Source organism: Streptomyces sp. NBRC 110035 (assembly GCF_000829695.1).
Lineage (GTDB): Bacteria > Actinomycetota > Actinomycetes > Streptomycetales > Streptomycetaceae > Streptomyces.
Window position 1 is genome coordinate 1 of sequence record NZ_BBNN01000069.1, and the last position, 11,061, is coordinate 11,061.

11 protein-coding genes and 2 pseudogenes are annotated in these 11,061 nt (G+C 68.7%); 8 read left to right on the forward strand and 5 right to left on the reverse strand.

The genetic code is table 11. The features are described 5' to 3' along the window. Window positions 1-557: IS3 family transposase (locus TU30_RS32205; RefSeq protein WP_042177055.1), on the forward strand; the 557-nt coding region annotated here is incomplete at its 5' end. A 278-nt stretch (window positions 558-835) separates the two neighbouring features. Then, window positions 836-2,026 (forward strand): PP2C family protein-serine/threonine phosphatase, encoded by a 1,191-nt coding sequence (locus TU30_RS32210; protein WP_042177058.1) that lies wholly within the window; start codon window positions 836-838, stop codon window positions 2,024-2,026. A gap of 445 nt (window positions 2,027-2,471) precedes the next feature. Here the strand turns inward: TU30_RS32210 and TU30_RS32215 are convergent, their stop codons facing one another. From TU30_RS32215 to TU30_RS32225, 3 genes are all read right to left on the reverse strand, one after another. After that, window positions 2,472-2,759, reverse strand: a complete 288-nt coding sequence (locus TU30_RS32215; protein WP_042177061.1) for a transposase — start codon at window positions 2,757-2,759, stop codon at window positions 2,472-2,474. 1,029 nt (window positions 2,760-3,788) lie between these two features. Next, window positions 3,789-4,907 (reverse strand): acyl-CoA desaturase, encoded by a 1,119-nt coding sequence (locus tag TU30_RS32220; RefSeq protein WP_042177063.1) that lies wholly within the window; start codon window positions 4,905-4,907, stop codon window positions 3,789-3,791. A 7-nt stretch (window positions 4,908-4,914) separates the two neighbouring features. Continuing rightward, entirely contained in the window at window positions 4,915-5,970 is a 1,056-nt protein-coding gene (locus TU30_RS32225) for a ferredoxin reductase (RefSeq protein ID WP_042177065.1), read from the reverse strand. A gap of 86 nt (window positions 5,971-6,056) precedes the next feature. Between TU30_RS32225 and TU30_RS32230 the strand changes: the two genes are divergently transcribed. Beyond that, a complete protein-coding gene (locus TU30_RS32230; RefSeq protein ID WP_042177067.1) occupies window positions 6,057-7,196 on the forward strand; it encodes a CdaR family transcriptional regulator in 1,140 nt (379 codons plus the stop codon). 369 nt (window positions 7,197-7,565) lie between these two features. Here the strand turns inward: TU30_RS32230 and TU30_RS35065 are convergent. Further along, window positions 7,566-7,759: pseudogene (locus TU30_RS35065) on the reverse strand (IS5/IS1182 family transposase); the annotation flags it as partial. 171 nt (window positions 7,760-7,930) lie between these two features. Between TU30_RS35065 and TU30_RS32235 the strand changes: the two are divergent. The 4 genes from TU30_RS32235 (at window position 7,931) to TU30_RS35870 (ending at window position 9,533) form a co-directional block, all read left to right on the forward strand. Next, the gene (locus TU30_RS32235; RefSeq protein ID WP_042177070.1) at window positions 7,931-8,359 is read left to right on the forward strand and encodes a DUF1622 domain-containing protein; all 429 of its coding nucleotides are present in this window, start codon (window positions 7,931-7,933) and stop codon (window positions 8,357-8,359) included. Then, entirely contained in the window at window positions 8,356-8,643 is a 288-nt protein-coding gene (locus TU30_RS32240; protein ID WP_042177072.1) for a hypothetical protein, read from the forward strand. The genes TU30_RS32235 and TU30_RS32240 overlap by 4 nt, the downstream gene beginning before the upstream one ends. After that, the gene (locus tag TU30_RS35865) at window positions 8,640-9,113 is read left to right on the forward strand and encodes a potassium channel family protein (protein ID WP_141713837.1); all 474 of its coding nucleotides are present in this window, start codon (window positions 8,640-8,642) and stop codon (window positions 9,111-9,113) included. The genes TU30_RS32240 and TU30_RS35865 overlap by 4 nt, the downstream gene beginning before the upstream one ends. A gap of 84 nt (window positions 9,114-9,197) precedes the next feature. Beyond that, window positions 9,198-9,533 (forward strand): hypothetical protein, encoded by a 336-nt coding sequence (locus TU30_RS35870; protein WP_158719408.1) that lies wholly within the window; start codon window positions 9,198-9,200, stop codon window positions 9,531-9,533. A gap of 137 nt (window positions 9,534-9,670) precedes the next feature. Here TU30_RS35870 and TU30_RS32250 read toward each other — a convergent pair whose 3' ends face one another. Then, the gene (locus tag TU30_RS32250; protein ID WP_042177075.1) at window positions 9,671-10,276 is read right to left on the reverse strand and encodes a hypothetical protein; all 606 of its coding nucleotides are present in this window, start codon (window positions 10,274-10,276) and stop codon (window positions 9,671-9,673) included. Between the two features lie 291 nt (window positions 10,277-10,567). Here TU30_RS32250 and TU30_RS32255 point away from each other — a divergent pair. Then, window positions 10,568-10,999 (forward strand): annotated as a pseudogene (locus tag TU30_RS32255) (IS21 family transposase); the annotation flags it as partial. Window positions 11,000-11,061: the final 62 nt, after the last annotated feature.

Below are 11,061 nucleotides of genomic sequence, written 5' to 3' on the forward strand. Positions count from 1 at the left end.
ACCTGGTGCACCGCCACTTCGACGCGGTCTCCCCAAACGTCCTACGGGTGGGCGGTATGACCGAAATCGAGACCGGGGAGGGAAAGTTGTACCTGGCCACGGTCATCGGCCTGTTCTCGCGCCGACTGCTCGGCTATGCGATGGGTGCGCATCACGACGCTGCCCTGGTCGCCGCGTCGCTGAAGATGGCCGCCACCACGCGCGGCGGCGATGTGGACGGCGTGATCTTCCACTCCGACCGCGGCAGCGAATACACCAGTCAGGCGTACAACGGGCTGTGTGACCGGCTGGGCGTGGTGCAGTCCATGGGGCGGGTCGGGTCGGCGCTGGACAACGCCGCCGCGGAGTCGTTCAACTCGCTGATCAAGGTCGAGTACATCCACCGGCACCAGTCCGCCACCCGGACCGAGGACCGGCTGAAGATCGCCACCTGGATCACCGGCTTCCACAACATGCGCCGCAGACACTCCGCGGCCGGCGGGCTACCGCCGGTGGAGTTCGAACAGATCATCAGCGAAGCACGCGCCAGCCACCATCAGGAGGACCTGGCCGCATAAGGAAGGTCTCTACGCTTCCAGGGGATTGACAGCGGTGCCCCGAAGCCCGGCGGCAACACCCCCCAGGTCATCGACTTCGACAGGGGGCACACAGCCATACCGGACCCGGGGGCCAGGCGCCCCATTGCGGGGCCACGAGAAAGGTAACGGGGCCACCGGGTGGATCCGGGACCTGTCTGCGCCGGTTCGGCTCGCTGCCCTGGTCGGGTGGGGCGGGCGCGTGGGGTGATGTCGCGGAAAGTTGGGGAAAAAGGTGTGGCAGCCGACGGGAGGTTGTCGTGGAGGGTGGAGATCTGGAGCTGGGCGAGTTGCTGGCCGCCGCGGAGGCGGCGCCGCCCGGTGAGTCCGTGGATGTGGTGGCGCACGACCTGCAGAAGCGGCTCGGTGCGGAGCGTGTGTCTTTTCTGTTCGTCGACCTCATCGGTCAGCGGCTGGTACGGCTCGTCGCGGCCGGTGGTGATGCCGTGGACCGCGGCGGGCCGATCGATCTGCTGGGCAGCGTCTACGACGGTGTTCTGCAGAGCCAGCGCCAGCATGTGGAAGCGGACGGCCAGGGCGGACGGTGGGTCATCACGCCGGTCACCAATCGTGGCGACTGCCTCGGTGTTCTGGAGGTGAGCCTGCAGTCCGCCGACGACACCGTGCTCCGGCAAGTGCGCGAGGCGGCACACGCGCTGGCCTACATCATCGTCACGGACCGTCGTTTCACCGATCTGTACCACTTGGGCCGGCGTACCACCGAGACCAGCCTGGCCGCGGAGATCCAGCACCAGCTGCTTCCCTCGGCCCCCTGCTGCGAGGCGGCCCAGTTCACCCTCGCCGCCGGGCTGATCCCTGCCGACGACATCGGTGGCGACACCTACGACTACACCCTCGACCGCGACACCCTGCACCTGTCCATCACCGACGCCATGGGCCACGACACGAACTCCGCTCTGCTGGCCACCTTGCTGGTCGGCGCGCTGCGGCGGGCACGCCGCAGCGGCTGCGACGCCCTTGAGCAGGCCCACCACGCCCACCAGGCCCTGCTGAGCCACAACTGCGGCCTGGCCACCGGACAGTTGCTGTGCGTCGACCTCGAAACGGGTCTGTGCGAACTGGTCAATGCCGGCCATCCCTGGCCGCTGCGGCTGCGTGGGGGCACCGTCGAAGAGGTCGAACTCGCCGTCAACCTGCCATTCGGTGTGGCGGCACCCACCTCCTACCGGCTGCAGGAACTGCGCCTGCAGCCCGGAGACCGCCTGATCCTGCTCACCGACGGAATGCAGGAGCGCGGTGCCGCAGCCGTCGACCTGGCCTCGGTCGTTCACCACACCCGCGCCCTGCATCCAAGGGAAGCCGTCCGGAGCCTGACCGCCGCGGTCTTTGATGCCTGCCACGGCAGTCTCAAGGACGACGCCACGGTCTTGATACTGGACTGGCACGGCGAACGCCGCAGACCGGCCGGTACCGGATCGGGCCCGCAGTGAGGGCCGCACCCGCCGTACGCCACCGCTTTGCCCCCGTGTCCTTGACGGCGCCGTCGTGCCGGACGTGGCCGTCCGGCTCGGAGTGCCGCTGCGCCGCTGTGGCCAGACCGCGCGGGGGCCCGGCCCTCTGGCTCTGATGTCCGGGGGCGCCACCGGCTGGGAGAAGTCCGGCCGTCTTGCCGGGACCTTCGCGCATGACGACGGTCTGCGCACCCCCGCCTGCCGGCCGACGGGCGCTGCCGGTCTCCAGCGTGCCTGCCCGACCGGGACCGCCTCGGCGCCGGGGACCTCGTCGACGCCGGCCGGGCCGTCGCTGAATCGGGACGGCACCGCCAGCCGTAGTGGCCCGACCTGGACACGCCGAGGTGTTCGCACATGAACCCGACGGGGTACGCGTACTCCGCGGTATCGAGTCGCATCGTTTCGATGAACTCGTACTTACTCGCTACCGGGGATCCTTCGCGAAGTACGCCGCGCATTTTTTTAGGAAGGCGTTCTCCATCTCGACCTCGCGAATGCGGCGTTCGAGTTCCTTGAGCCGGGCCCGCTCGTCCACGGCGAGCGGCTCGGTCTGCTTCCCGTGCTCGCGCTCGTGTCGGCGCACCCAGGGGCGGAGCGTCTCGGGATTCATCTCGAGTCCCCGGGCGACCTGGGCGATGGGCTTGTTTGATTTCAGGGCCAGCTGGACCGCTTCTTCGCGGAACTCCGGCGAGTACGGACTTGGACGTGCCACTTGTTTCTTCCCTCGATTCCTTACAGGACAACCCTATTGGGTCCCTGTCCGGGATCTTCGGGGCCCCTCATGGTGCGAAGGAAGGACAAGCGCAGCGCAGTGACAATCGCCGATGCGGTGTTCGCGTGGTTGGGAGCCGGAGCGCTGCTTGCGGCGGTGCTCCCCAGAGTGGTGGCCGGACGTCCGCTCTCGATGCCCCTGATGTTTCTCGACGCCCGTGATGTTCTTGGTGGCCGGCGTCGGCGTGTACCTGCTGCCCCTGCCGCTGCCTGTGATCGATCCGGTGGAAGACCGGCAGCTGACTGAACACATCACCGAGATCGGCGTGATCATCGCGCTGATGGGCGCCGGGCTGGCGCTCAACCGACCCGTCGGCCGGCGTCGGGCAAGCAGCAGTGATGCACATCGGCCGCTGCTCACGCACCCACTGATACCTGCTGTAACTCACCGTTACCAACCGAGTCGCGGAGAACCGGTCATCGCTCAACGTCCACCGATGCCGCCACTGCTCACCGTGCACGGATTTTCATGGTTCTGCAGGAGCCAGTACTCACGAAGTCGCGGACCCTGCAACAGGGCGCTCACTGGCCGCGCTGCCAGTCATCCGGCTATGGGCGACCGCCCCCCTCGATGCCCTGCTCGACACCGACCTGGCACGCCAGGACTGGGAGATCGCTTAGCCCGACTCTGTCGGGGATCTTGGAGTTTCCCGGTGCGCCGGCTTGATCAGCGGGCGTGCCCGAGGCTGTTTCGAAGACCGATGCAGCTGTCGAGGTGTCCGTTGTGTCGAAGCCGAGCCGGACCAGGTGCCGGGGGGGGCAGCGAGGCAGCGATGGGGGAGACCGGCAGCTCCTGACGTACGGTCGCCGTGCCGATCGCGGCGATGTCCCAGCGGGGTCGGCCCGTCAGTCTGTGAGCGGAGGACGGAGAACTCCCTCCTCCGTCCGGGCGGGATGAATCGGGCCGCAAGGGCAAGCCCGGCCCCCTTGTCCAGCGTGGTCGGCCCGGCCACGACCCCGACCCCGGGAATCAGGCCGCGACGAGCTCCTGCTCGCGGTCTGGCGTCTTGACCTTGGGCTTCTTGTTCGGCAGCGAGAGCCTGAAGACCTTGCGCCACGCGGAGAGCACCTGCTTGGGCAGCGGTCCGGTGACGTACTCCAGCTCGTACTTCTCGAACAGCGCGCGCACCTTCACCGCGACCTCGGCGTACCGGTTGCTCGGCAGATCCGGGAACAGGTGGTGCTCGATCTGGTGCGACAGGTTGCCGGTCATGAAGTGCATGGCCCTGCTGCCGCTGATGTTCGCCGAGCCCATCATCTGGCGCAGGTACCACTGGCCGCGCGTCTCGCCCTTGATCGACCGGCGCTCGAAGACCTGCACGCCCTCGGGGAAGTGCCCGCACATGATCACCGAGTGGGACCAGATGTTGCGGACCAGGTTCGCGGTGAACGTGGCGGCGAGCGTGGTGAGGAACGACGGGCCCGACAGCAGCGGGTGGATCACGTAGTCCTTGAGTACCTGCTTGCGGATCTTGCGGCCCACGGCCTTGGCCCGCGCGCGGAACTCCGGGTCCTTGCGGCGGCGCTTGTGCAGGTTCTTGCCGAGCTCCAGGTCGTACGCTGCGATGCCGTACTCGAAGAAGCAGGCGTTGATGAAGTTCCACAGCGGCTGGCCGAGGTGGAACGGGTGCCACTTCTGGTCCTCGTCGACGCGCATGATGCCGTAGCCGAGGTCGTTGTCCTTGCCGATCACGTTGGTGTACGTGTGGTGCAGCTCGTTGTGCGAGTGCTTCCACTGCTCGGACGGCGAGACGTGATCCCACTCCCAGGTGGTGGAGTGAATCTTCGGGTCCCGCATCCAGTCCCACTGGCCGTGCAGGACGTTGTGGCCGATCTCCATGTTGTCCATGATCTTCGCCACGGACAGACCGGCGGTGCCGAGCAGCCACGCGGGCGGGAAGATCGAGAACAGCAGCACGCCCCTGCTGACCAGCTCGAGCTTGCGCTGCACCGAGATGACCTTGCGGATGTAGGCGGCGTCCTTCTCGCCGCGGCCGGCGATCACCTCGTCGCGGATCGCGTCCAGCTCGCGGCCAAGCTCCTCGATCTGCTCCGCGGTCAGGTGGGCGGTGGGGTCGATGGCGGTCAAGGTACTCCTACCGTTCGATGTCGCAGGGGCCCGCCGCGGCGGACACACAGGTCTGGATGAGGGCACCCGGCTCGGCCTCGGTGATCTCGCCGGTGCGCAGGTCGCGGACGGCGCCCGCCCTGAGCGGCGTGACGCAGCCGAAGCAGATACCCATGCGGCACCCGGAGGGCATGAGCACGCCCGCCTCCTCGCCGATGTCCAGCAACGGCGTGGCGCCGTCCGCGTCGACGGTCTTGCCGGTGGCGCTGAACGTGACCTCGCCGCCGTCGCCGGCGACGACGATGCTGGGGCGGAAGCGTTCGGTGTGCAGGCGCTCTTGTACGCCGTGCCCGGCCCAGTGCTCTTCGGCGGCGTCCAGCAGGCCCGCGGGCCCGCAAGCCCAGGTCTCGCGCTCGGCCCAGTCGGGCACGAGTTCGTCGAGACGGGCGATGTCGAGCATGCCGTCTGCGTCGGTGTGCACCTCGGTGAGCCGCAGCTTCTTGTCCGCGACCAGGTCGTGTATTTCGTCGCGGAAGATCACGTCTTGCGGCTGTGGCGCGCAGTGGACCATGACGACGTCGTCGAACTCGATGTCGCGCAGCATGCCCATCACGGGCGTGATGCCGCTGCCGGCCGTCAGGTAGAGCACCTTGGCGGGCTTGGCCTGCGGCAGCACGAAGTCACCGGTCGCCTGGTCGAGCTGGATCAGCGTGCCCGGTTTCGTGCTGCGGACCAGGTGGGTGCTGACCTTGCCGTCCGGGATCGCCTTCACGGTGATCGTGACGCGGCCGTCCTGGCGGTTTGTCGGCGAGGTGATGGAGTAGGCACGCCACAGGCGCACCCCGTCGACGTCGACCCCGATCCGCACGTACTGACCGGCTGTGTGGCCGCGCCAGCCCCGTCCCGGCTTGATCACGACGGTCGCGGCGTCACTCGTCTCGGGGTGCACGGCCTCGATGCGCCCACGCAGGTCAGCGCCCGCACGCAGCGGGCTGACCAGGTCGAGGTAGTCCGACGGCAGCAGCGGCGTCGTGACCATCTCCAGCAGTTTCCACGCCCTGCTGCGCAGGGCTGCACTCGTCATGACTCCAGCTTGCTGCGCCTCAAGGCGTAAAGTCCTGACCGCAGGACGTAAATCTGGTCGACAGAATTGTTCGCAGGGAACAAAACGTGAACCATGCAATCCAAAGGGCCAGCGAACTGGCCCTGGATGAGACGACGGTCACTGCACTTCGGGCCGCGCTGAAGACCACCGCCGACGAGGTCGTCCAGGCGATCATCGACGAGGTCCCTCCCTACGCCAACGCCCTTTCGGGCCACATGGGCGCCACCATCCGCCGAGCCGTCCGTACCGCTCTGGGGCACTACCTGGACCTCGCGAGCGGGAACGCCACAGGCGGCGACGCCGGTGACGCAGCCTACGAGCTGGGCCGCGGCGAGGTCCGCGACGGCCGTTCGATGGACGCCCTGCTCAGCGCCTACCGCGTCGGCGCCCGCGTGGCCTGGCGATGCCTGGCGGCGGGTGCCGTACCCGCAGGTCTGCCCGCCGCCGAAGTCGCCAAGTTCGCCGAGCTGACCTTCGCCTACATCGACGAGCTCTCCGCCGCGAGCGCCGCAGGCCACGCCGACGAACTGGCCGCCCGGGGCAGGGCCCACGAGCGCCACCTGGAACACCTGGCCCGCGACCTCCTCGCCGGCGCGAGCCCGGACGCGCTGCTGGCCTCCGTCCAACGGGCCGGGTGGCAGCCTCCGGTTTCGCTGACCGCGGTCCTGCTGCCCGCCGCCCAGGCCCGGCCTGCCTACCGCGCGCTCGACCCGAGCACCCTCGTCCTCGACGACCTGCCGGACGCCACCGGTGTGCTGCTCGTCCCCGATGCCGACCGATCACATCTCTTGCGGCAGCTGACCGACCGCACCGCCGTGGTCGGCCCGGCCCGGCCCTGGACTCGTGCATCCGCATCGTACGCACGAGCCATACGCGCGCACTCCCTCTCCTCCGATATTCGCGACACCGAGGACCACCTGCCCGAGCTGGTGCTGAGCGCCGACGGGGACGCGTTCGCAGACCTGCGTGCCCGAGCCCTCGCACCGTTGCGGACCTTGCCTGTCGCGACCGCACGGCGGCTGGAGGAGACGTTGCGGGCGTGGCTGCTGCACCAGGGCAGGCGGGACGAGGTGGCGGCGGCGTTGTTCGTCCATCCCCAGACAGTCCGGTACCGGATGTCGCAGCTGCGGGAGCTGTTTCCGGATCTCGCATCGCCGCACCGGGTCCTTGAGCTGACGCTGGCGGTCGGTCTTCGGGCCGGCTGACCAGTACTGCCTCGTTCTCGGTGTCATCAGCTGGCTCATACGGCCCGGGGAAGAGCGGTATGAGCCAGTGGAGACCAGGGGTTGATGTGAAGACCAGGCAAGACCTCGAAAAGCCCGTCGGGGCGCTGTCTCTGAGAAGCGCGGTGGCGGATACGGCTCGACTGGATCCGGTGGACGATGCGCACCGGCCCGCTCGTCGACGCGCTCATCGGGTATCTGGTCGGTGAGCTGGTCCGCTGTGCCTGGAAGACGGCTTTCATGGCGTCGTGGAGGGCGCTGTTCTGGCACGAGCCGGCCCACGGGCGCGCGGGGCAGGCTGCAGCTGGGTGACCGGCGGGGCGGCCGGGCCGCCCGCCGGGGGCCACCACCGGTGAGGTTGGTGCGCCAGTACGCGGTCACCAGCAGCACCCGGTCCTGAAGCGGCAGCGACCACGGCCGGCCCTTGCGGACCGGATCGGCTCCCTCGCGCTCCACGTGGTGACCAGCTTGTTGAACTGCCGAGGGCTCAGCCCGGTGAACGGGCCTATCCACGAGGGCTCCGACGCCGTGACCACACCAGCCACGTCAAGATCATCTCACCTCTGGCCAGCAGTTACGGGACAACCTCTAGTGCCGGTTCACCTCAAGAGGACTGATTGTCCATACACCCTCCCGGTCTGCGCGCCGACGGCGCAGGCCTCCTGCCTCATGGGCCAGCCGGTATTGAGTATCTGTGTGCGGGTACTGGCGGGGTCATGCCCTTGTCGTTGGAGTTGCTGCCGGAGTCCGCGCTGCGTGATGTGATTGGCTTCCTTGTACGTCTGATCGAGTCGGCCGGCGCTGTGGTCATCTTTGTGGGGGCCGTCTGGGCGTTCTGGCAGTTCGTGTCCTCCGGGGTGCGCGGTCGGGGCCAGGGGGCCGAGTTCAACCGGATCCGGTTGCGGCTGGGGCGCTTCCTGGTTCTCGGGCTGGAGTTCCAGCTGGCCGGTGATGTGCTGCGCACGGCGGTGGCGCCGAGCTTCACCGAGATCGGCCAGCTGGCGGCCATCGCGGCCATCCGTACAGCGTTGAACTACTTCCTCGGCCGGGAGATCGCGCAGGAGAACGCCGAACTGAAGAACGCCGGATCGTCCCCGGAGCAGACCCGGCCGCAGTCGCGGCACGGCGGAGGGGAGCAGACATGAACGGATGGCTCGAGCCGGCCGCCGTGCTGATCACCGCGGGCGGAGTCCTCTCCGCCGTGGCGGCCTACCGAATGGTACGCAGCGCCGGTTCGGCTGTGGCGGTACTGTTCGACTTCCTGGTCGCCGCCGGTCTCGTCCGTCTCGCCGGCGACCTGTCCTGGGACGGCATCCTGCTCGCGGCCGCCCTCATCGCGCTGCGCAAGCTGATCAGCGTGGGCCTGGCCGTCGGTCGGCGCGGCGGCGTGCCGGTCCCTGGTGTGCCCAATCCGGAGGTCCAGAGGTGAGCGGGGGTGTGGGCTGGCTCGTCTCGCTGGCCGGGGCGGGGCTCGTTGTGGCCGTACTGCGGGATGTGTTCCGGACTCTGTGGCAGCCGTCGGGGCGCGGGAAGGTGAGCCGGTGGCTGACGGCGGGCCTGTGGCGGCTGGCCGGCCGTGCCGACGGACGCCTCGCCGCGGTGACCGGTCCCCTGGCACTGGCACTGGTGGCCGCCCTGTGGACGATGACGATCATCTTGGGCTGGGCGCTGATCTACTGGCCTCATCTGCCGAGCGGATTCTCCTACGGCGCCAGTCTGAATGCGGCAGAACGGGCGGGCTTCCTCGACGCGGTCTACCTGTCCGTGGTCACGGTGGCCACCCTCGGGTTCGGTGACATCGTCCCGGCCGACGGGTGGTTGCGCATCGCCGCCCCCCTTGAGGCGGTCCTCGGGTTCACCCTGCTCACGTCCGTTGTCTCCTGGATCTCCCAGGTGTAACCCGCACTCACCCGGCGCAGGACCCTCGCCCTGCGTCTGGCGTTGCTGCGCCGCGCCGAACCTCACGCCGACCGGTTGGACCCGGTGACGACGGCCGGCCTGCTGACGAGCCTGGCCGCGGACGTGATCCAGGTCCGGGTCGATCTCACCCAGCACGCCGAGACCTACTACTTCCACGACGGCCACGACGACACGTCCCTCGCCGCCATGGCCGGCTACGCCGCCGACCTGGCCCTTCAGGGACAGACATCGTCCCGCGCCGAGGTCCGCACGGCCGCCGCCATGCTCGGCCGGGCCCTCGACGACCTCGCGGTGGTGTTGAACCGGCAGTTCCTCCGCCTGAAGACCGACCAGGCTGTGGCGGTGCTGCACGCCTATGCAGTGGACCACGACCGGGGCAGTCGGCCGGCCGGGAACTGACAGGCGAAGGCGGACATGGTCCGGGTCGGACGTCCCGCCCGGGAACGGCTGCCCGTCCGAGGCACCGACGACCGGTCTCGGCGCGCCGGCTCCGCCGACCGGCGGCCGCCCACCGAGGACCTCCTCGGAAGCGTCCGTCAGCGACGCAGGCCCGCATGCGCGAGGGCGACTGTGCTGAGGACGGCGATGGTCTCCTGGTCACCCCGGCGCCAGGCGTCGGCGAAACCGCCGGGCGGGGTCGGCAGCTTGACGAGGGCGGCCGACGGGCCGACGAGAGCACGCAGGGCGAGCAGGTCGGCACCGCCCTGCGCATCGGCGAGACGACGGACGGTCATGCTGCTGCGAATCCAGAGCAGGCGCGGGAAAAGCCACAGCACCAGGATGAAAAGCACAAGGACGACGACGAGAGCCGTGGCGGCCACATCGGCGACCTGGGCGACGGTCTCCTGATGCGATGCGCCGGCATCCGCAAAGCCGGTACTGGCGTCGGCCGCGGACCGGAGCGGTTTCTCCAGGACATCACCGACGAACGGTACATTCGACGCCGCGTCCCCGGCGTTACCGAGTTCCTCGGCGAGGCCGTTTCCGGAACTCTCGATCTTCTGCCCCGGCTCGGCCAGCAGCATGATCGTGTCGCGGACGAAGAAGGCCGCCCACACCGCGACAGCGATCAGGGCCACGGCGGTCAGATCCACGAGCACCTGACGGTTCCGGCGTGCGGGAGTCTGGGCGTAGAGGCGCAACAGCGGGCTCCTGTTCGGTTCAGGCGGTCGAGGAGAATCGGCCGCCCCGCCGACGGCTCGTCCGGCCGGTCGCCGAAAACAACTCTTCCACCGCACTCCCCGGGTAAACGTGCAAGACGCCCACCACGGCCCGCCCGGCGCCGCCTTACCGAGACTGAACTCATGTTGTCGGCGTACAAGTGAACGTGCACCACCTCGTACGGAGGAACGTGCACCGTTCCTGATGCGGTGACGGGGTGTCGGCCGTGAGTCTGCTGCTGTCGGTTCGGGGTGGCAGAGAGGCGGCTGACGGTGGTGCTTGATCCACATCGCTGGCTGGAGTTGAGGCGGTTTCGTCCGCTGTACGAGTCCGGTGCGATGAGCCTGCGGGAGATCGCGAAGGAGACCGGGCTGAACCGCCGGACGGTCGGCAAGTACCTGAAGGACCCGGCCTCGCTCGCGCCGCCGAAGAGAGAGGCGGTAGATCAGCGGCCTCGGCGGGTGGTGGACGAGGTCGCGCCGCTGATCGACGCCATGCTCAGGTCCGAGATCCTGCTCAAGGGAAGAGTGATCCACGAGCGCTTGGCCCAGGAGTACGGCGTCACGATCAACTACCAGCGGGTGAAGCTCTACCTGCAGGAAGCCCGGCCCCGGATCGCGGAGGAACTGGGTATCAGCCCGGGCGAACTGGCGGGTCTGCACCGTCGGTTCGAGGTCGTTCCGGATGCTCAGGCCCAGGTCGACTGAGGGGACGAGGGCAAGGTCCTCGCCCATGTCGGCATTCCGAAGGTCTACTCGTTCCACAT